Origin of the sequence: Stieleria marina, from assembly GCA_007741555.1 — a bacterium.
Taxonomy (GTDB): domain Bacteria; phylum Planctomycetota; class Planctomycetia; order Pirellulales; family Pirellulaceae; genus K23-9.
In genome coordinates this window covers 7,389,253-7,410,261 of sequence record CP036526.1, presented here as the reverse complement: position 1 = coordinate 7,410,261, position 21,009 = coordinate 7,389,253, and the positions used below count along the sequence as shown (strand labels likewise).

Here is a 21,009-nt window from a genome sequence, read left to right as displayed (position 1 = left end):
AGCGACAACTAGGGTTCTGTTTTCTGTATTCATCGCCGAGATGTGACTGTTGTGATTGTTCTGCTTTCTCCCGCCAAGACGCTAGATTTTGAAACGTCGACTCCAATGAAGACGAGTTCGCAGCCCGTGTATGCAAAGCAAGCAGCGGAGCTGATGAAAACTTTGCGGAAACTGTCGGCAAGCGACTTGTCAAAATTGATGAGTTTGAGCGACAACTTGAGCGAGCTTAACGCAAAAAGGAATCTCGCCTGGAAGGCCAAACATGATGATAAGAATTCTAGGCAGGCCATCTTTGCCTTTCGCGGCGACGTCTATCAAGGATTTGATGTCGACACGTTGTCCGCGGCCGAGGTCCGGCGAAGCGATAAACACATACGGATCCTGTCGGGGCTGTACGGGATACTGCGGCCGCTTGATTTAATCCAGCCGTACCGGCTGGAGATGGGCACCAAGCTAAAAACAGAACACGGCAGCAATCTGTACCAGTTCTGGGGCGACCGTGTTCGCGACAAAATTTTGGCTGATTTGCGGACAACCAAAAGTGACTGCATCGTGAATTTGGCGTCCAAAGAATATTCACGAGCTGCCAAGCTGAAGGCGATCGAAGCGCAGGTTGTCGTGCCAGCGTTTCGTGAATGGCGAAACGGCGAATACAAGATGATTAGCTTTTTCGCCAAGCAAGCCAGGGGAATGATGGCGCGTCACATCGTGACCGAGAAAGTGACAGCAGTGGATGGGCTGCTGGACTTTGAAGCCGACGGTTATCGCTACAACGAGAAACTCTCGACCGAGCTGGAGCCCGTTTTCACTCGGAAATCCAGCTGATGTAGTCCTGGGACCAGATTCAAAAGTATTGGATCCAGGATTAGACGATCGTGTCGCCAACGAAATTCGCCAGAGTTCTTTCTCGCAAGCAATGGCGTGTGTGTGTTCATCTGATTTCATTTCGCTGCAATTTGAATTCGGCGTCTCCGCTGCTGTTAGAATCTGGACTTGCCAAGTTCCGACCCGCCTTTAGGACTACTTCGAATGATTCGCTGTTTTTGCACTGCGTCCGTGTTGTTTTTTGCTGCCACTTTGAACGCTCAAGAAAGAGCTTTTGTCGATGGCACTGGTCCCGGTTGGGTGACGTTGGATGAAGATGATTTTGTTCGGGTCAACGGGGACGATAACACGATGACTTGGAATGAGGGCGAATGCCTTTGTAGTGGGACGCCGATCGGCGGAACGCGTACGGCGAAGAAGTACAAGAATTTTGAAATGGTGATCCAGTGGAGTCATCAAAAGGAAGCGGGCAACTCCGGTGTTTTTGCGTGGGTGCCGGACAAAGCGTTGGAAAACTTGCCCCCCAATAAGTTGCCGACCGGGGGCATCGAAATTCAGATGCTTGATCACGGCTACACGGATCAGTTCGAGAAACGAAGCGGAAAGAAAGCGGACTGGTTCTCGACCAACGGTGACATCTTTGCGGTCGGTTCGTCCAAGATGAAACCGTTTCCACCGCTTTCGCCCAATGGCAGTCGCAGTTTTCCATCGAAGAATCTGAGCAAAGGGTTTGGGCAGTGGAACCACTACTACATTCGCGGCATCAATGGCGAAGTTCGATTGTGGGTCAACGGCGAAGAAGTCTCCGGTGGTAACCAGTGCGAACCGGCAGAGGGCTACTTGTGTTTAGAACACGAAGGATCGCCCATCAAATTTCGTAACATTCGAATTCGCGAATTGCCCTAACGGAGATGTCACGCGGCGCGATTGGTTTTCTTTCTTAAAGATCCAAAAGCTGCTGTTCATCCCCGCCTCGTTCGGACATGCCTTGCTTGAAATGTTGGCGACAGACGGAAACGTAGCGGTCGTTGCCGCCGATTTGGATCTGATTGCCGTCCTTGATCGCGTGGCCATTCGAATCGATTCGCAACACCATTGTGGCTTTGCGGCCACAGTGGCAGATCGTTTTGATTTCTTCCAGAGAATCTGACCAGGCCAGCAACTGCGCGCTACCGTCAAATAGATTGCCCTGGAAATCTGTCCGCAATCCGTACGCGAGCACCGGGATATCCAGATTGTCACAAACGTCGCTCAGGTGTCTAACTTGCTGGGGTGTCAGAAACTGAGCTTCATCGACGAGTACACAATCGAGCGTTTCTTCTTGATTCAGTTTTTCAACGATCAAGTAAAGGTTGTCGGCGGTGTCAAACGTCACTGCATCGGACTGGATGCCGATTCGCGATGTCACTTTGCCAACTTCGTCGCGAGTGTCAATTTCCGGAAGCAAAATCACGGTGCGCATGCCGCGTTCGCGATAGTTGTAGCTGGACTGCAGAAGGATCGTCGATTTGCCGGCGTTCATCGCGGAGTAGTAGAAGTACAGCTTGGCCATCGTTTGATCACAACATGGAAAGGATTCGCGTCGCTAGAGTTTACACATCTGCATCAGACCGTCTGCGCAGGAACGCTGTGGAACGGCTAGGATGGCAAAAACTGAATTTGATCACTTAGTACTGGAGTCTGTCTTTCGCATGCGATTTTCCGCCGTCTTCGCCATCTTGTTTTCGCCGCTGGGTTTTGCTTTTGCAGACGACGGTCATTGGAAAAAACACATCGTCGACCAAGACGCCCATACGATGACGGCGATCGCAGGTGACTTTACCGGCGACGGGTTGCCTGACGTGATCACTGACAACCGCCAGAAGACGCAGCTGTTCGTCGCGCCGGATTGGAAACCGGTGACACTATTTGAACACAAAGAAACCAAGTGGTTTATCCATAGTGAGTGCTTTGACATCGATGGCGATGGTGACTTGGATTACGTCGGTGCCAGGTACAACCCTGGTTTGATTATTTGGTTGGAACAGCCCAGCGAAGGAGCAAAGGGAAGATGGCGCGATCGACTGGTCGACGATACGGTTCACGGGATTCATGGATTGATGAAAGCCGATGTCGACGGTGACGGAAAAGTCGATCTGCTGGCGACTAGCGCGCAAGACAAGCCACCGCACAACGAGTCGCTGGCTTGGTTCAGTGTTCCGGATCAACCGTTGTCAGCGGAACGATGGAAGGCGAACATTTTTGCGGACAAAGATGCTCCTGGTCTGACACACTACTTGGGCGTTGGCGACATCAATGGTGATGGGCGAATGGATGCGGCGACAGGTGCCAAGGGTGGGGCAAACGCGACGTCGACAGGCGAGTGGTTTGCTTGGTGGGAATCGCCAGTGGATCCCAGCCAGGCTTGGACCAAACACTTGATTAGCGACCAGGAACCGGGGGCGACCAATATTCATCCGGCCGACGTCAACGGCGACGGAAAGCTGGACTTCATCGCGTCGCGCGGACATGGTCGTGGAGTGGTGTGGTTCGAGGCTCCGTCATGGCAGCGTCACGATATCGATGCGGACATCAAAGAGCCGCATTGTTTAGCCGCGGTGGACATGGATGGCGACGGAGACATCGATGCGGCGACTTGTGCATTTGGTGACAAAATCGCCGCGTGGTACGAAAACGACGGAAGCGGCAATTTCACACGCCGCGTCGTCGGTACCGATCAAGAATCGTACGACATCCGCGCCTTCGATATGGATGTCGATGGCGACTTGGATTTGTTGGTCGCCGGTCGCGGCAGCAAGAATGTCGTCTGGTACGAAAATCCAAAGTAGCTGTCAGTCAGCAGCTGGCTCTGATGACCTTTGTAAACGCCAAGCGAAAGCAGCTTGATTGTCTCGCTTGAAAGCTGTCTCGTTGGGGAAAACGTGCCTACCGAGAAAGCTCTTGCTGCTGGAGCTTGGTCAAGTCGGCGATTCCCTTCTTAGCCAGTTTCAACATTTTGGCCAGCTGGTCATCGTCGAAGGTGGCCTCTTCTCCCGTGCCTTGGATTTCTACAAAACGTCCACTGCCGGTCATGATCACGTTCATGTCCACGTCGGCTGCCGAATCAAGTTCGTAATCCAAGTCTAACTTTACTTCGTCGCCATGTAGGCCGACGCTGATGGCGGCGACGCTATCGGTCAGGGGACCATTCCCGACAGAGCTTCCCGCGACTGCTTGTTCGACTGCGATTGCCAGGGCAATGAATCCGCCGGTGATGGATGCCGTTCGTGTGCCACCGTCTGCTTGCAATACGTCGCAATCGACGACGATGGAATTCTCGCCAAGTTTGTGGAGGTCGATGACGGCGCGCAGGCTGCGTCCAATCAGACGCTGAATTTCGGTTGTTCGGCCGTCGACTTTGCCGCTGCGATCGCGACGTTTGCGAGGACTCGTGCTTCCGGGCAGCATGTTGTACTCGGCCGTGACCCAGCCTTTGCCCTTCCCTTCCAACCACGGGGGAACACTGGATTCCAGCGATGCCGTGCACAGCACGATCGTTTTGCCGCAGCGATAGAGTACGCTGGCGGGATTGGATTCAAGGTAGCCGCGTTGGATCTGAACGTCGCGAAGTTGATCGGAAGGTCGCATGCAGAGGGGACTTTGTAAGGGAGCTTGAAGGACGCTGGGTATTTAAACGGTGACGTTTTGCGTGATCCAGTCACGATTGAGCAACCAAACGAGCAGGCCTTTCTGAGCGTGCATTCGATTGCCGGCCTGCTGGATGACATCGCTTTGTCCACTGTCGATTGCATCGTCCGTGATCTCTTCACCCCGGACGGCTGGCAAACAGTGCAGGATTCGGGCGTGACTGGGGGCCGCTTTCATCAACGCGGCATTGACTTGAAAATCAGCGAAGGCACTTTTGCGTTCTGCCGCTTCGGCTTCTTGCCCCATGCTGATCCAGACGTCGGTGTAGATCGCGTCTGCGTCGCTGACTGATTGGCTGGGATCCGAAGTCGTTTCGATGGCGGCCTTGGGATACTGTTTGACGACTCTGTCGATCCAGGTCGAATCCATTTCGTAGCCTTTGGGGCAAGCCAACGTGAATCGCATTTCCAGCATCGCGCAGATTAGCGCCAGTGAATGAGCCACGTTGTTTCCGTCGCCGACAAAGACAAGGTGTTTGTCTTTCAACGAACCGAGTGATTCTTGGATCGTCAGCACATCGGCCATCGCTTGGCAAGGATGGCACAGATCCGTCAGTCCATTGATCACCGGCATCGCATTGAAACTGGCCAGTTGCTCCACGCTGTCGTGGCTTTTGGATCGGCAGACAACGATGTCAACGAATTCACCTAAGACGTTTGTGAAATCCGATGCAGCTTCGCGTTTGCCCCAGCCGACGTCTTCTCCCAAAAAGAGGCTACTGCCACCCAAGTGCGCCATCCCGGTTTCGAAACTGACGCGAGTTCGGAGACTTTGTTTCTCAAACAAAAGTCCCAGGACTTGTCGTTGCAGGATTTCCGGTCGATCACCTGATTTCAAACGCTTTTTCAAATGCGCTGCGGTGGCCAAAATTTGGCGCAGTTGATCGGGGTCGATGTCAAAGAGCGATAGCAAGTGTTGCATGGAGATGGCTCAAGGGTCGCGAGAAGCGAAAAAGTGATTCGTGATAGTCTAAGGGGTGACCGCAGTGTCAACCGATTCGTGTTCGACATGTTCCAGTGCCAGACCGAAACGCTCGACAAGCGAATCGCGATCTTCGTCGGAACAGACCAACGGTAGTTGCATTCGGATTGCAGTTTCGCCAGAGGTTTCGATCCGCAGTCCTTCTTTAACAGCCGCGGCGACAATCTCGTCGGCGCTGATGTCGGTTTCGATTCCGATTGTCATGCCGGTAGCGTGGAGGTCGCGAATGAACTCAAAACCGCCGACTCGTTCGGCCAACATCACCGCCAACTGTTGCGCAGGTTCCACGACGGCGGAGGGAAAATTCAGCTCGTTCATTTCAGAGACGATCGCGGTCGCTACCGCATTCTGGAGTGGCAATTGAATCGCTGCCGGTTCATGGTGCGCGACCAGTTGCTTTGATCCAAGAAAGATTCCACCGGGTAGTCCCCCGAACAAGCCGGCCGACAGAATCAGACCATCGACTTGAATGTCAGCGATTGCCGCGAAATGAAATGCCGCGCCCGAACTGCCGACGCACAGTTTGGATTCGTCGATGATCAATGCCACTTGGTGTTGGTCGCACACTTCACGGACGGCGTTCAAGTAGCCTACATCCAATTGTCGCGCGGCATCATGCAAGTCGATCGGCGAGATCAGGACGCATGCGGTTTGATCGTCAACGGTGGCGCGGAGTGCATCAATGTCGCCGGTCGGAACGTGCGCAAAACCGGCCATCATGGGGCCAAAGTCTTCGTGCAATTCGGGGCGACCGCTGGCTGTTCGGCAAGCAGCGGTGCGTCCGTGATCGCTGCCGATCAGTGCGACAGTGCGAAACGAATCGGGTTTCCAAGTTCGTGCGTAAGCAATCGCGGTCTCCGTGGCAGCGTCCGCTGAATCGCACAGCACCAGCGTTTCGACCGCCAAGTGTTTTTCAACTTGCAGTGCGGTGGATAATTTGTCCGTCAGCTCGCTGTATTCGGTGACGCCCTTCAAGTCGAATTGGTTGGCGTCGCCCAAGTAGTCTTCGCTGGCGGATAAGATTGCTTCGGCGATCGCTGAGTTTCCAAATCCAATCGCGCTGGCACGACCGGCTAAGGCGTCGATCATGAACTCATCCTCATGGCCAAGTCTCCTGAGGCCTGATGGTCGGCGATCGGAGCCAGGATTCAATTCGCTCATCGTTTCGTCCATTTTGTAGAGGAGCACTAATTGGGAAAAGGAGAGAGTCACAAACCTCAGTTGCGAGGTTCGCGAATGAATTTCGGAAAATTTAGAAATCCACTACTGTCGAATTTCCGTCCCGACGCCGCTGGTCGTGAAAATTTCCAGCAACAGCGAATGCCGAAGAGCGCCGTCGACGATGTGGACTTTCTTGACACCACGGCCGAGAGTTTCCAAACAGGCTTCGACTTTGGGGATCATTCCCGTTGCGATCGTCCCATCGGAAATCAGGGCGCGAGCTTCGTCGGCATTCAAAGAGTGAATGATCGTGTCCGGATCGTCCTTGTCGCGGCGGACACCATTGACGTCCGAGAGGAACACAAGTTTTTCGGCGCCCAATGATTGAGCTACCGCCATGGCCGCAGTGTCGGCGTTGACGTTGAAGTGTTCGCCGTTTTCGCCTTCGCACATCGATGGAATAACAGGCACCTGATCGGTGTAGGACAGTCCTTCGATTACGCTGCGATCGACGCGGGTGACGTGGCCGACCGCTCCCAAGTCTTCGCCATCGGGGAGCGTCAATTTTTCGCCGAACAAGACGTTGGTTGTGTTGAACGAAAGATTCATCGCGCGTCCGCCCAGGCGTTCGATCTCTTCGGTCAAGAACACGTTGAGCTCGCCCGCCAATACTCTTTCGACGACTTCGAGTGTGGCCGGATTGGTCCATCGTCGGCCTTGGATGAACTTCGGCTCGATGTTGGCTTCGGCAAGAGCGCGGTTGATTGCCTTGCCACCGCCGTGAACCAGGACGGGTTTCATGCCGACGGACTCCATAAAGATCACATCCAGCAGGATGTGCATCAGAGCCTCTTCGTTGTCTACGATGCTGCCACCGAGTTTGATAACCGTCGTTTTGCCACGAAACTTACGAATCCAGCCCATCGCTTCGATTAGCGTGTCGGCTTTGGTAATCGCTTCTTGCACGTGGAATGCTCCGGAGGATCCAGTGGTATTGATCATGAATAGAGGGGGCGTTTTCCCGCGTCGGTCGACGCAGTGAACCTTGATCGGCTTGCCAAAGCGATAGAGGAACGTTCGAGGCAAAAATTAGGGGAGTGTTCGGCAGCGGAAAAACCGATCAATTTAAGGGGGCTCAGCGGAGGGGTCAATTGTGAACACCGGATGTCGTGATCGGCAGATGGTTAAATGTAAAAGAAGAAATTATGAACAAGATCCAATTAACAGTCATTGGCGGGGGGCAAATGGGACGTGCCCTGGTTGGCGGAATGCTGCAAAGCGGGGTTCAAAAAGCCGAAAACATCCATGTCGTCGAAGTAAATGAGCTCGGGCGTGCTTGGTGGAACGAGCATCATCCCAGCGTCAACGTTGGCGGCGATTTGATCGCCGGTGTCCGCGATGCCCAGACCGTGCTGTTGGCAGTCAAGCCAAATGTGTTGCCCATCGTCACCCAACAACCCGACCAAACTTGGGTAGGAAAACTGGTTGTGTCGATCGCTGCTGGCGTGGGGATGAAGAAACTGTGCCAATGGATAGGGCACCAACGCGTTGCTCGCGTGATGCCCAACACACCTAGCTTGGTGGGCCAAGGAGCGAGCGCCTTTTGTGTGGGCGAGTCAGTTACCGAAGACGACACCAGTCAAATCAAATCGATGCTTCAAAGCGTTGGCTTGGTTGTCGAAGTCAAAGAATCGCAGATGGATGCAGTCACGGGGCTCAGTGGATCGGGGCCCGCATATGTTTGTTTGATGATCGAAGCTCTGGCCGATGGCGGAGTGCTGTCGGGTTTGCCGCGTCCATTGGCGATGCAGTTGGCGACACAAACTGTTTTGGGAACTGCCAAAATGGTTGCCGAAACAGGGCGTCACCCTGGGGAGTTAAAAGACGCGGTGGCCAGCCCGGGTGGGACAACGATCGAGGCGCTCAGAGTGCTGGAGCAAAACGGTGTTCGCGGTGCACTGATCCAAGCCGTCAAAGCATCGGCTGATCGTAGTCGTGAATTGGGACAAGACTGAATCTGTCGGGATTGAAAGTTCGTTGTAACAGGAGCCAATCAAATGTATTCACCTATCATCCTTGTTGATGACAAACACGTTCCTCTGTACCGCATTGTTTGGGTCAGTGACGTACCGCACTTTTGCGGCGAAGACGACTGTATGCACGAAGGTGACTACGAAATTCGTTTGGATGTCGACGATTCACTTTGGGTGATTGCCAAGGAACGTGATATGGTCGTGGCGGAACTAAACAAGTGGTGCAGCGATCCGCCCGAGGAACCCGGCGAGTTTTAAGTCGACAGACGATAGGTCGTGTACCATCAAAAAAACGGACGTTCACACCTAGGCGTGAACGTCCGTTTGAATCGTTTAGCGATGCAATGTAAGGGGCAGAAGTTTTGCCGTTTGGCTCCTTACTATTCCACGTCGCCGGTATCGGAGTCCATCGCTTGGTTTTCCGCAGCGATCATCGCTTCGTAGTCCAGTAGTTCTTTTTCATCGACGTTGTCCATGACATTGGACGGCTCAGATGTACCGCAACCAACAGCAAAAACTGAGATTCCGCCGAGAACTAGGCAAGTAGAAAGAAAGCGTTTCACGAAAAGTGCTCCAATTCGAATGAGAGGCGAACGTTGGTTCTTTAAGATGGTTGAAAGATCCGCGGCCCAGAGGCGTACCGGCCTACTATTAGGCCGGTACGAGTGAGTGAATACATCATACAGACGAAGAACTACTGGTTGAGTTGCTCTTCGATTGTTTCGCTGCTTGCGCGAGTGCCAAGTGCACCCCACAAACCGAAAGGACTCTTGGAGCCGGGGGCTTGAGAGTTCTGTCCGTTCAGCCAAACCATTCCCGAGTGCTGGTCGCCGGCTTCGACAGAGTCGGTCATAAAGACGACCGCACCATCGCCCATCAAAATATGAACGCCACCTTGGTGACGACTTGATGGTGGCATGATGGACGTGCCTCCCGGATTTCTCTGAGCCGAGATCAGAGAGTTAGGTGGGGAAATTGTGTGCATCCCCGACATTCCCATTCGGTGAGATGCCCAGCGGAATCCACGTCCGTTGGTTACACCCCAAACAGGAATCGTCTGGAGCCAGAATTGTGGTCGCTCCGGATCGGTGTAGTTTTGGTCATGAACCCAACTGGCATTGTCACGAATCAAATTATGCGCTTGAGTCGGTTCGTGATCACCAATCGTTCGGGAGTCACGATCACCCAGGTCGGTCGCAAATTCACCCATAGCAACCGTGTTGGACAAACCGTCCAAGACATCGCGAAATTTGGATCGATTGTGGAGCATAAACATTCCACGTTCGGCCGCTCGGGCTTGTCGTGCCCAGCCTGCAACTTCTTTTCGCTTTCCGGTCGTTCCGTCCAGCTGGCTTCCCCCGTGCATGCCTCGGAAATACGAATCACCCAGGCAGGCGCCGTAGTTGGTTCGGCCTAGGGCTGGCAATCCAACACCGGGATCGCTCGGGCATCGGAACGTTGGGATTTCGGTTGACCAAGGTCGGTAACGCGCCTGCGTCGGTACAGGTCCCATTGGTGGCCAATTCAAACCCGAGGCAAAAGGAGTGCCGTTGTTGTCGTTGTTCGGATTCGAAATTTGACTCCACAGGCCTTGCTGCTCGATAAAGGGTGTCAGTCCAACCAGTGCACTCAGACGCCATGCGTTGGAGTGGTTGTAGTTTCGCCACCAGTTCACGGTGGCACCCTGATCACCAATGCCGGGATTGCTGCTGCCTGGGCTGTCAGTGCCAGCACCCTGCATGGGGAGCTCTTTGTACGCACTGTGATAATTGTGAATTGCCAACCCAATGTTCTTAAAGTTGTTACTGCAACTCATACGACGTGCCGCTTCGCGTGCGGCCTGAACAGCGGGTAGCAAAAGCCCCACCAAAATGCCAATGATGGCGATGACAACTAGAAGTTCCACGAGCGTGAAAGCTGTCGAGCGATTTCGTCTGGAAATCATGATAAAACCCGATCCATAGAGAAAAAGAATAAGAGTCTGGTTGTCTAGCTCGAAAGGTAAACAACCCGACAGAAGAGCGTCGCACTAAAATCGGTGCTGCAAAAACGCAGTGCGACAGCCGTCAGCCTATACGTTAAACGCGCGTGATTGCGGGATTAGCCGCCCTAAACATTCAAGCGAAACGCTATTTTTAGCTGAAATAAGCTGAAATAGGCGAATAGTGACAGGGCTTGTGAAAATCGGACCGATTGCGGCGTGAGGGCTGGTGAAGTTTTTATCAGAGCCGCAATTCGTCTGGGATTGCTATCGCTTCGTCGGCGATCAGCGACGGAATACGGTTGCGGATCGCAAACGCCCACTTCCCGCCCTCATTGATCAAAGCGTGTTCCAGCGGCTCCCGAATCAGTTGATCGGCCCGGTCACGCAGCTGGCCATTGGCGATCAGATCGTTGAGCGATGAAACCAAGACTTGGTCGGCGTTTGCCAGGTTTGTTCCGTCGATCGGACACTGCATCAGGGCTAAAAATCGTTCGTCAATCAACTATTTGTGCTCATTCAAAGGGGATTCGCTCAGTTTGGCACCCGTCGTGGTCCGAATCTGGTCAAGAGGACTGCGCTGGAGTGGCTGACGAATCGAGATGAGATTCGCAAGCATTTCGACAGGGCTGTTCGACGCTGACTAGTCAACCAACCGTCCGAAATAATGGCAAGGGCCTGGCATGAAACATCGGATCTCTTCTTGGTTTACCCGCTTCATGATCATGGTCACCGCGGCCGCTTTCGTCGATGGGCGATGTGCGTCGGGCGAAGACGCACCTGGGTATTACACCCACCCCGACACCGGCATTGTCTACCGCAAAGTTGTCCGCACGGTCGAGCGACCCGTTGTGGAAACCAAAGTGGAAAAGAAAGAGCAAACGGTTTTTCGGCCCGAAACGGTCACGGAAAAAGTGCCTGAGACGCAGACGGTGTTTACGCCCGTAACCGAGCATGCTTGGCAGCCCGTTTTGCATGGGCGTTGGAATCCGTTTCGTCAGCCAGTCGTCACCTACCATCATGTGCCGGTGACGTCGTGGAAACAAAAAAGCAATGTGGTGACTCGCAGCCAAACGCGTACCAATTGGGTAGCGGAAAAACGGATGGTCGACGTGCCGCAACGGATCGTCAGTATCAAGCGAGAAGAGAAGATCGATTTTGAACCGGTTGGTCGAGTCGCTCCGCCCGCACAAGCAACGCCTCCGGGCGTCAGCGAACAGATCGCATCGCGGCTTCGTCCTTTGGCCGCGAATACTCGCATCCAGCCGTTGGGACAAGGCGGCAACTACGCATCGGGATGGCAGTCGCGAAATTCCAACTTGGCTACCAATCAACTTGGCGGTAGCAGTTACGGAGCCAGTTTCGGCAACACACCGTATGGATCGGTTGCAAACCGATCGATGGCGAACTTTCCAAGCACATCGCCGCGAGTGGCCAGTTCGCTAGGACGAATGACCAGCGACCCGCCACGCCGCAATGCAGAGCAAGGTGGACTCAGAGCAACGGATCTCTATCCACGCACTCAGTACAGCCAGTCGCTGCCACCGGTGAGCGGTGGAACTGGCGTTGCCAGTTTGCCCATGATGCGATTTTTGCGCTAGCCAAAACGACTGGCTTTAGCTTTGCGTCCAGTATTTGTAAGCACGCATCGTCTGACGTGCGGCTTCATGTGGATCGGGATACGGAAACGCTTCTGCGCACAGATAGCCTTGGTAATTGATATCGCGCAGGGCTTGAATGATGCGGCCATACTGCATGTGGCCAAGCCCCACGGGGCGGCGATTGCTATCGACAAAGTGAATGTGTCCCACCCACTTTCCGCCGACGCGAAGTGCATCGGCGATGTCTTGTTCTTCGATGTTCATGTGGAACAAATCGCAAAGCAGTCGCACGTTGTCAGTCGATAGCGATTCCAGCAATTCGACTCCATCGGCCACGGTGCAGCACTGGCGAGTTTCGTAGCGATTGAGTGGTTCGTAGATCAGCGGCACGTTGTACTGAGCAGCGTGTGCGCCGCCGTCTTCGAGTGCTTCGGCTAGATAGCTTGGCGCCGAGTCATCGGTGTGTCCACTTGGACCTTGCATCGAACCGATGATCGCCGAGGCGCCAAACGGTCCAGCCAGGTCGATAATGCTGCGCACAAAGTCGCGAGCCTTTTGTCGTTGGCCGGCATCTGGATCAGCGAGTTGCAGGCGAGATTTGACCCAACCAGCACCCGTGCCCAAAGCACACAATTTCAGACCAGCTTTGTCCAGCATTTTGCCGAGTGCATCGGGATCGATCGCGTCGACACTGGGGGCAAAAATTTCGACAGCGTCGTAACCCAGTTCGCCGGCGAAAGCGATTGATTTTTCCAAACCGTCCCAGAGGACAAAGGGTCCGCCGCGGGCTTCTTCGACAAGGCTGATGGTGATTGCTGATTTCATGATGGTCTATTCGGTTGGTGTTGGTTGGATGAGCCACGGAAGCTAGCCAATGGCACATTTGAGATTGCGTCAGTGAGGCCCGCGGCTAGCCGTGCCGCGGTTCAAAGAAATGTCGTTGCAAACTTAATTGTCGTTGTTCTCAGGTCGGCCTTCGGCGTAGACCCAGTTGTGAATCGGTTTCAGAATCGCTTTGACTTCGGCGACCAGAGTCTCGTCCATCGGTTCTTCGAGCCAATCACACCACTGCGAAACTCGGTTTGGATTGGCGGAACCCGTTACGCAGCTTGCAAATGATTCATTGGCAACCGAATACTGCAGCGCCAATTTGGCGATGTCAGTGCCAGCGTCTTTGCAAAGCTGAACGGCCTTGGCGGCAACCTCACGAACTTCGTCGGTCGCTTTGTGCCACTCCGGCAATGGCGCACTGGTCAACAACCGGGCGCTGAAGGGAGCCGCGTTGATCAGTCCGACACCCTTGGCATGGCACGGTTCGACTAGGTCCAACGCCATATCGTTTTGAAGCGTGTAGTGGTTGTAGGTCAGTACTACATCCAGATCCGCGCGATCGAGCATTTGTTTGAAAATGTTCATCGGATACCCACTGACACCGATGAAACGCACCTTGCCTTTGTCGACCTCTTTTTTAAGAGCAGGGATCGTCTCGTTGACGATTTGGTCCAGGTCGACGAATTCGATGTCGTGACAAAAGACAATGTCCAGCGTCTCTAATCGCATGCGTTCGAGCGAGATGTCGATGCTTTCGGCGACACGTTTTGCGCTGAAATCAAAGTGCTGCGGCGCGTAACGGCCCAGTTTGGTGCTCAGTATGTACGACTCACGCGGGATGTCCGGCAACACTTGCCCGAGCATGACTTCGCTCATTCCGCGGCCATAGTAGGCTGCGGTGTCGATGTAGTTCATGCCGCGATCGAGTGCGACGTTGACGCAGCGGAGAGCTTCGGGGACATCGATTTTTCGGAACTCAGCTCCGATCGAAGAAGCGCCAAAAGAGAGGACAGAGAGATCTAGGCCGGTGTTGCCCAGGGGTCTGGTTTCCATGTTCTATTTCCAGATTCGGAGATCTTTTCAAGGCATTTATGTTGGCCCTCAAAATAGCAGAATCACCGAGAATCACAGCCCACCTAAGCTGTCGCCTGAAATGTGAGAAATCGGACGACCACCGGGAGTCCGCCGGGCTGAGTGAATTAGAGGCGAAACGTCGCGACGGTTACGTTGCGTACGTTAAGTTGCGACCGGTTCCAGCAACGGTGGCTCCAATTTGGGCGAGGTGTCTTTGACCATCACAATTTCGTTGCTCAGTTGATGGTAGATGACCTTGTCCATGAAACTAGTGACCAGCAGCAATCCGCGGCAGTCTTCCAATTCAAAGGACTCAGGCGTTCCCGGCGCGGGCGACGTTCGCGTCATCGCTCCGGGGCCATCGTGGGTCACCAGAACTCGCGTATCTTGCACACCAACCGAAACGACCAAGCGAACTTTGTGGGGAACGTCGGCAGGTTTGACTTCGCCACGCATCAATCGGTAGATCGCTTCTTCGTCTTCACGCATCTCCAGATTGCCATAGCAAATCGCATTGATCAGAGCCGCTGAAATAGCGCTGGTGGTTCGGAAACGCGACACGACGTCCATGACATCAGCAAACGCGAGCGTTTTTTGGATGTAACGCGTCACGGGCAAGATCGCACGTGGATCGCTGTCGAGTTCAAAAATCAGCTCGGGGACGACCAGATGGGCGCCGCTTTCGCAACATGCTGAATCCACACGAACACGGTCAGCCAGTTCGTTGACGGCCGGAATCAACCTGGCTTCCAACAATGCTTTGGGGACAAAGTTCACGGCTCCGTCAGCCAGCGCATCGACGGCCAAACTTTCTGATCCGCGTGCTGTAAACACAAGCACGGGGGTCGTTGGATAGTGCTCCACGACGTGACGTGTCAGTTCACAGCCATTCATATTGGGCATCATCAAATCGGTTAGCAACACATCGGGCTGTTGCTGTTGGATTTTGGAGATTGCCTGTTGGCCGTCTTCTGCATGGGTGACGTTATAGCCAGCCGATTCCAACAGCCCCCGGATCATCTCCGCCTGTGTGATGCTGTCTTCGACCAACAGGACGCTAGCCATGGCGGGACTGCCTTAGGTAATGGGTGAACGCGAACTCTGTCTGGCTATTCTAACTTGCCGAACGCCGCCAAGGGAGCTGCCTGCCGGATGGGGGGTGGTGTTTGAGTCTGGGAAAATCAATTGCACCCGTGCGGTAAAAAAAGAGCCACGCGGTGCCGTCGGTGCTTTGCAGCAGACCTTGGCAACCACGTGGCATCTTTCCACGGGAGGGATTGTTGGGATGGAAACTTAAGAACCGAGTTCCACATCAATCTTGGCTTCGTCAGCCGCGTCTCTCAGTTTCGCCAAAGCTCTGGATTCCAGCTGACGAATACGTTCTTTGGTGACACCCATCTCTTCGCCAACTTGTTTCAGCGTTAGTGGTTCGTTACCGCGTCCCAGGCCGAACCGAGCGGTGATAATCTTTTGCTCGCGTTCGTCCAATCGATTCAAGATTTTGCTCAGCTCACGCTGACGCGATCGTTGAACGGTTTCTTCGGCATATGGATCCATTCGCTCGTCTTGGCGAGACATGAACAGTTCCTCCGTCGTCGTTCGGAAACGATCGCGATGCTTGAACTCTTTTGGAATCGTACGTGCAAAGTTTTTCATGATGGCCCACGATGCATAAGTGCTGAACTTGTTGCCTCGTGAGTAATCGAACTTTTCGCAAGCACGAATCAATGACATGTTGCCGTCGCTGACCAGCGTAAAGAAATCGTCTGTACTGGCGACGTGACGTTTGGCGATCGAAACCACCAGACGCAGATTGCTCTGCACGATCTTGTTCTTTACTCGGACTGCGTCTTCGTACAGTGCATCGATTTGATCCATCACAGCAGTCTTGCTGCCGATCGACGATTCCAGCGATTCACGCAGGCGGCTGGCTTTGTGCTTCAAGTAGTTCATCTTGCGAAACAAGTGATACTCTTGCTCACGTGTCAGCAATGGCACGTCATACAAGGCGGCCAAGTAGCTAGGCAGTCCCGACGGCACGCGCACTTTTCGCGGAGCCACGGCGGGCTGTGGAACCGGGCCCAGGTACTCTTCTTCGCGAGCGACTTGCTCGAAATCTTCGTGGTACATGTAGTCCAGCGGCAGCTCCATGACTCGTTCCATTCGCATGTCCAACAAAATGCGCTGGATGCTTGTACGAGTCCGCTTGAACCGTTTGCAAAGCTGCGAAACGGTTGCACCATGGATGTGTAGTTTGAAGATCGAACGCTTGTCGTCGTCGGTCAGTGCACCACGGTGGTTGGGGAAAATGGCGACCGATTTATTTTCGGAATCAAAATTCTTGAGTGTGTAACGAATCGTTTCAGGGCTACGGTTCATGCGATCGGAAAGCTGACGTGTGACTTCCGAAAGACTCGCACCGCCTTCGACCAATTGTCGGGCACGTTCGATCATCTCGCTTTTTTCGTCGTCGCTCAACTGGCTGAAGCGTTCGCCGCGGCGAATCTTTTCACGATTGTTGGAGACAAAGTTATCGACGCTGCTGTGTAGGAATCCAACTCGTTTGCGGCCACCAAAAAGCAATCGGCGACTGACCAAGCCAGCGTTACGCCAGCGGCTGATTGTCTTCGTCGACACACTGAACAACTTGCTCAATTCATCGACGGTATGAACTTGCTCATTGACTTCGTCGACAGCCAGGTCGGCCGAATCACTAAGGTCTTCGATCAATAGACGAAGGTCGTGTTTGAGGTCCACCGAGGCGATGTTGTGGCGACTGGGTTGTTCGGGGCGATAGTTGGTGATGCGAAAGCACAAATAGTCAAACGCATAGCTACGATCTTCTTCGATTTCGCAGTACAGTTTTTCTGCAAGCATCCCCTGCTCCACTTTCTTTGCTTTGGGGGCAAATCGAGTGAGTTGATCGCGTAATTCCTTGATCTTCAAATCGCGGTACTGTGTATTCATCGTCCGTCATCTCCCAGCTTGGTTGGTTCCAAGTACTCATCTATTCCCTGCGACCCCGGCGGATCGCGTGACTTGGTACCGGTGTGACCCGGGTGGTCGCTTCAATCCTAGAAGCGAATCTCCATCTACTTCTCAGAGCCCGGGTCGCCTGTCGTGTCATGCAGTAAGCATGAAAGTCTTGGTAACCTGAACTCCTATAGGCCAGCGACTCCTTGCCGAAGGCCCGCAGAACTTATACGCAAACCGATGCGAGTAAGTTCCCTGTCTCTTGACCGATCACAGCACTGGTATGTTCGCTTTTCAAACAAACATCTTTGGTCGTAACTCTAACCGGCTAACCCAATTATCGGTAAACCGTTTGACACGTTAGGACCAACTTGGCAGTGCCATGCTCGATACAACCTGTCTAGTAGGAATCTCACGCCAATCGAGGCGAATCTGGTCATTTTAAGTCGCTTGATATTCCTTAAGTCCTTTGAAGTCATGCGTTTAAGTGCGTAAAAGTGCTTGCTTGTCTAATTGTGGCGCGAACCAATAGTCCACCCGCGTTTGTAAAAATTTCCAACCTTTGCACATAAGGGCTGTCTCTTTTTGAGACCGGTGTGGTCGTTTTGTGAGCTAGCAAAATGCAAATTTGGCAAGGCAGCGTCAGTGAAACGACCGGCAGACCAGTTTCTTAGGGCCTTTCATTTGTCCAAAGCGGCGCTGCTAAGTCTCCAAAGCGACGCTGCCAAGCCGAGATTTTGACGTCGGCAGGCCTCGACTCTGACGATTACGCAGAGTTTTTTGCAGCGAATCTTCTCGGTCGTGGGCGAGTCGATTGAAGCGGAAATTTCTGTTGAACCGGTTATCGGTGCCAGTCGATCAAAGAGAGAACAAGTGGTTCCCTACTCGCAGTTGTCTTGCCCACCGCTTCCCTGCTCTGCCAACGCCTACTTTTGCCATGACCCTCTTTAAAATGAATCATCCAAAAAGTAACTCCCATCAATCAACGCGTCGCGACAAAACCGTCGACAGTGTGTTCGCGCGGCGGTCCTTTTTGGCAATCGCGGCCGCTGCATCGGTCGCCAGCTGTGCCGGACGTCAATCCGTGATAGCAGCCAGCAGCGGCGAAGCGGTCCGTGTTCAGTGCGATCCATCGCACGCAGTGATGCGAGTCCGAATTGAAATGGATGTGAAAGGAAACGTGAACGTTCCTGGCGATCCACTGGTATCGCGGAAAAGCCAAGTCACATTGCCCATCCAAAGCGAAGCGGTTTTGGATTACGAGGAACGGTACCGCCGTCCCATCGGTGCCGTCGCTGGTAGCCCGATCACCGCGATCGAGCGTTACTACCACGACGCGCACAGTGCCAGTCGTTTGAATCGAACCCAGTCGACAATCCAGCTCCGTGAATCGGTACGCCAGACGCAAGTGCGCCGTGATTCGCTTCCTGAAGTCGTCTACAGCGTCGAAGATTACTTCACCAACGAAGAGCTGAGTCTGCTGCGTGTCCCGGTTGCAAGTTCGGCGTTGGATCGAATGCTGCCTACCGAACCAGTGCGACAAGGCGACAAGTATCAGCCAGACAAAGAAGCCCTGACATCAATCTTGAACTTGACGGCGGTCGAAGCGACTGACGTTGTGGTCGAGGTTGTCGAAATTGATGCGGACAGCGTCAAGTTTCAACTGAAAGGAAAAGTCGAAGGCAGCGTCGAAGGAGTTCCCACCAGTATCAAGACTGTCGGCAAGCTGACGTTTGATCGAACGCAGGGAGTTTGTTCTTGGTTGGCAATGGCTGTTCACGAAACTCGCGAAGTCGGCAAAGCAGAGCCTGGCTTTGACGTCGCGGCAACGATCAAGATGATTCGCCAGCCCATGGCGAAACCCGTCGCGTTGCCAGCCAAGCCAGCCACAATCGATATCGAAGGCGCTGTGCCGCAAGATCGCTTGTACGTGGATTTGCAAAGCAAACGCGTCGGCGTGTCGACAGTGATGGATCGGCGTTGGCGAATGATGTCCGATTTGAACGGCAACGCAATGATGCGAATGATCGAAAACGATCGCAGTATCGCACAGTGCAACTTGCGTCCTCTGGCAAAGCTTAAATCCGGTCAACAGTGGACGCTGGAGGCTTTTCAAGAAGACGTTCAGCGGACGCTTGGTGACGACCTGAATGATTTGATCGAAGCCGACCAGCGTGTAAGTTCAGCCGGGCTGCGTGTGTTGCGAGTCACCGCACACGGGCAGGTGCAAGGCGTGCCGATTCAGTGGATCTTGATGCACTTCTCCGACGACGATGGTCGCCGTGTCTTGGCGACGTTCACGATGAGCGGCGACAGCATTGATGCTTTTGCCGGCGCTGACATGCAGTTGGCTGACTCGCTCAGTTTTCTGGAGCAGAAAAGCAGTACTGGCGACGATGCGGCCGATGAAAACGCTGCCGCATCAGAAGTCGCTTCTAAATCTACCTTCGTTGGCGATGAAGAAGTCGATTCGGCCAGTGACATTCGATAGCGGGACGCAGAGCTGATTCGTTTCGATCGAAGTGATTGCTTTGAGGCCAAATCGGCCAATTTTGTACCAACTTGATCGGCAATTCACTTTACAATCGATTAGACCCCGCGAACTACTTTCACGTACTTGGAACTCCTGGCCATGATCGCCACCAACCACCGACTCGTTGCACTGCCGACCGCTCTCGTGATCGCATTGGTGGCAGGAGCAAGTTCGCATGGCCAAGACGCTAACGCAAAGCGTGATCCGACCCGCGTGCAACAGACTGAGTTTGCGCCCGGTGTGGTGACCGTGATTCCGCCCGCTCCGGATCCCAAAGAAACTTACAGCGGCCCGATGACGCTGAAGGCATTTCTGGGGGCTCATCCAGAGTTGCAATGGAGCCAGCCGAATTTTCAAGACGGTACGCCGCATACGGATCCCCGCAGTCGAACCGTCGTCGAAATGGCCAAACAAGTCATTTTGAGACGTGAGATCCACTGTTTGGAGTTTTCGTTTAAACCGCTTCGCCAGATGTACGTCGATTTGCCTCGCGCTGACGGTCGGGCTCAGCGAAAACTGGTTTGGTACATGGTTTATCGGGTGCGGTATCGCGGTGGTGATTTGCGTCCGGCAACCGACAAAGTGGGTGGCGAGAAAAGCTTTAAGCGTTTGGAAGCGATTAGCTACGAATCGCGACGGTTCTTTCCCATCATGTACTTGGTCAACAACGCAACTGGCGAAAAATACATTGACAACGTGCTCCCCGCAGCCAAGCAAAAGATTGCGGTTCGCGAGCAGATCAGCGCACCGCTTCACGATAGTGTTGGAATGCAGCGCGTTGCGATTCCGTACAGCTCCGATGAGCAGTCTCCCGGTGTGTGGGGCGTCGTGACATGGGAAGACATTGATCCTGCACTCGATTTTCTGTCCGTCAACGTGTTGGGGCTTACCAACGCATTCGAACAAGACGGCGAAGGAGACGATGCTCCGTATCGTCGCAAAGCACTGCAGTTGAATTTTTATCGACCCGGTGATGCGATCAATCAAACGGATGACGAAATCCGGTTTGGGGTTCCCGCATTCGAGGACGCCGAAGAGCAAGCCTATGTGTTGAAACAATATGGAATCAAGGAGCGACTGGACTATCGCTGGACCTTTCTTCCCCTCAACGAATAGGTTACATTCGTCCGTAGAAGGGACTCGAAAACATGATTCATGATGAACGACGGCTGACCCAGTTACTGGGTCAGCCGTTCTTTTTTTACCTCGTGCATTTTTGCTGAGGGGCGTCATTTTTGACAAATGAGCACATTTGCTCCACGGGCATGTCTAGCCGCCGCAGATGCGGCTGTTACTATCTATTAAAGGGCTTTTGAGGTCGCTTTCGTG

Annotated in this window: 20 protein-coding genes; 8 read left to right on the top strand and 12 right to left on the bottom strand. The window is 53.7% G+C overall.

The window, feature by feature from the left end:
• Window positions 1-105: 105 nt before the first annotated feature.
• Both yaaA and K239x_RS26245 read left to right on the top strand, forming a co-directional pair.
• A complete protein-coding gene (gene yaaA, locus K239x_RS26250) occupies window positions 106-825 on the top strand; it encodes a peroxide stress protein YaaA (RefSeq protein WP_419189416.1) in 720 nt (239 codons plus the stop codon).
• A gap of 204 nt (window positions 826-1,029) precedes the next feature.
• On the top strand, window positions 1,030-1,731 hold the full coding sequence (locus K239x_RS26245; protein WP_145421252.1) for a 3-keto-disaccharide hydrolase: 702 nt from the start codon (window positions 1,030-1,032) through the stop codon (window positions 1,729-1,731).
• A 34-nt stretch (window positions 1,732-1,765) separates the two neighbouring features.
• Here the strand turns inward: K239x_RS26245 and K239x_RS26240 are convergent, their stop codons facing one another.
• The gene (locus tag K239x_RS26240) at window positions 1,766-2,377 is read right to left on the bottom strand and encodes a thymidine kinase (RefSeq protein WP_145421251.1); all 612 of its coding nucleotides are present in this window, start codon (window positions 2,375-2,377) and stop codon (window positions 1,766-1,768) included.
• Window positions 2,378-2,468: 91 nt separating this feature from the next.
• Between K239x_RS26240 and K239x_RS26235 the strand changes: the two genes are divergently transcribed.
• The gene (locus K239x_RS26235) at window positions 2,469-3,653 is read left to right on the top strand and encodes an FG-GAP repeat domain-containing protein (RefSeq protein ID WP_419189415.1); all 1,185 of its coding nucleotides are present in this window, start codon (window positions 2,469-2,471) and stop codon (window positions 3,651-3,653) included.
• 97 nt (window positions 3,654-3,750) lie between these two features.
• Here the strand turns inward: K239x_RS26235 and rph are convergent, their stop codons facing one another.
• From rph to argB, 4 genes are all read right to left on the bottom strand, one after another.
• On the bottom strand, window positions 3,751-4,452 hold the full coding sequence (rph, locus tag K239x_RS26230) for a ribonuclease PH (RefSeq protein ID WP_145421250.1): 702 nt from the start codon (window positions 4,450-4,452) through the stop codon (window positions 3,751-3,753).
• Between the two features lie 42 nt (window positions 4,453-4,494).
• Entirely contained in the window at window positions 4,495-5,433 is a 939-nt protein-coding gene (argF, locus tag K239x_RS26225; RefSeq protein ID WP_145421249.1) for an ornithine carbamoyltransferase, read from the bottom strand.
• Between the two features lie 48 nt (window positions 5,434-5,481).
• The gene (locus tag K239x_RS26220; protein WP_419189414.1) at window positions 5,482-6,582 is read right to left on the bottom strand and encodes an aminotransferase class III-fold pyridoxal phosphate-dependent enzyme; all 1,101 of its coding nucleotides are present in this window, start codon (window positions 6,580-6,582) and stop codon (window positions 5,482-5,484) included.
• A 174-nt stretch (window positions 6,583-6,756) separates the two neighbouring features.
• A complete protein-coding gene (gene argB / locus K239x_RS26215; RefSeq protein ID WP_145422593.1) occupies window positions 6,757-7,620 on the bottom strand; it encodes an acetylglutamate kinase in 864 nt (287 codons plus the stop codon).
• A gap of 239 nt (window positions 7,621-7,859) precedes the next feature.
• Between argB and proC the strand changes: the two genes are divergently transcribed.
• Window positions 7,860-8,669, top strand: coding sequence for a pyrroline-5-carboxylate reductase (gene proC, locus K239x_RS26210; protein WP_145421247.1), 810 nt, complete (start codon window positions 7,860-7,862; stop codon window positions 8,667-8,669).
• A gap of 42 nt (window positions 8,670-8,711) precedes the next feature.
• Complete coding sequence (locus tag K239x_RS26205) at window positions 8,712-8,945, top strand: hypothetical protein (RefSeq protein ID WP_145421246.1); 234 nt, start codon at window positions 8,712-8,714, stop codon at window positions 8,943-8,945.
• 122 nt (window positions 8,946-9,067) lie between these two features.
• Here the strand turns inward: K239x_RS26205 and K239x_RS26200 are convergent, their stop codons facing one another.
• From K239x_RS26200 to K239x_RS26190, 3 genes are all read right to left on the bottom strand, one after another.
• Complete coding sequence (locus K239x_RS26200) at window positions 9,068-9,250, bottom strand: hypothetical protein (protein ID WP_145421245.1); 183 nt, start codon at window positions 9,248-9,250, stop codon at window positions 9,068-9,070.
• Between the two features lie 131 nt (window positions 9,251-9,381).
• A complete protein-coding gene (locus tag K239x_RS26195) occupies window positions 9,382-10,632 on the bottom strand; it encodes a DUF1559 domain-containing protein (RefSeq protein WP_145421244.1) in 1,251 nt (416 codons plus the stop codon).
• A 277-nt stretch (window positions 10,633-10,909) separates the two neighbouring features.
• A complete protein-coding gene (locus K239x_RS26190) occupies window positions 10,910-11,146 on the bottom strand; it encodes a hypothetical protein (RefSeq protein WP_145421243.1) in 237 nt (78 codons plus the stop codon).
• Between the two features lie 205 nt (window positions 11,147-11,351).
• Here K239x_RS26190 and K239x_RS26185 point away from each other — a divergent pair, with 205 nt between their 5' ends.
• Window positions 11,352-12,269, top strand: a complete 918-nt coding sequence (locus K239x_RS26185) for a hypothetical protein (RefSeq protein WP_145421242.1) — start codon at window positions 11,352-11,354, stop codon at window positions 12,267-12,269.
• 15 nt (window positions 12,270-12,284) lie between these two features.
• Here K239x_RS26185 and K239x_RS26180 read toward each other — a convergent pair whose 3' ends face one another.
• The 4 genes from K239x_RS26180 to K239x_RS26165 all read right to left on the bottom strand — a co-directional run bounded on the left by K239x_RS26180 (window position 12,285) and on the right by K239x_RS26165 (window position 17,141).
• On the bottom strand, window positions 12,285-13,094 hold the full coding sequence (locus K239x_RS26180) for a sugar phosphate isomerase/epimerase family protein (RefSeq protein ID WP_419189413.1): 810 nt from the start codon (window positions 13,092-13,094) through the stop codon (window positions 12,285-12,287).
• 123 nt (window positions 13,095-13,217) lie between these two features.
• Window positions 13,218-14,153 (bottom strand): aldo/keto reductase, encoded by a 936-nt coding sequence (locus K239x_RS26175; RefSeq protein ID WP_145421240.1) that lies wholly within the window; start codon window positions 14,151-14,153, stop codon window positions 13,218-13,220.
• 183 nt (window positions 14,154-14,336) lie between these two features.
• Window positions 14,337-15,239, bottom strand: coding sequence for an ATP-binding response regulator (locus K239x_RS26170; protein ID WP_145421239.1), 903 nt, complete (start codon window positions 15,237-15,239; stop codon window positions 14,337-14,339).
• Window positions 15,240-15,467: 228 nt separating this feature from the next.
• Window positions 15,468-17,141 (bottom strand): sigma-70 family RNA polymerase sigma factor, encoded by a 1,674-nt coding sequence (locus K239x_RS26165; protein WP_145421238.1) that lies wholly within the window; start codon window positions 17,139-17,141, stop codon window positions 15,468-15,470.
• 943 nt (window positions 17,142-18,084) lie between these two features.
• On the opposite strand from K239x_RS26165, the gene K239x_RS26160 reads away from it, so the two are divergent.
• Window positions 18,085-19,638, top strand: coding sequence for a hypothetical protein (locus tag K239x_RS26160; RefSeq protein ID WP_145421237.1), 1,554 nt, complete (start codon window positions 18,085-18,087; stop codon window positions 19,636-19,638).
• A 141-nt stretch (window positions 19,639-19,779) separates the two neighbouring features.
• Entirely contained in the window at window positions 19,780-20,796 is a 1,017-nt protein-coding gene (locus tag K239x_RS26155) for a hypothetical protein (RefSeq protein ID WP_145421236.1), read from the top strand.
• Window positions 20,797-21,009: the final 213 nt, after the last annotated feature.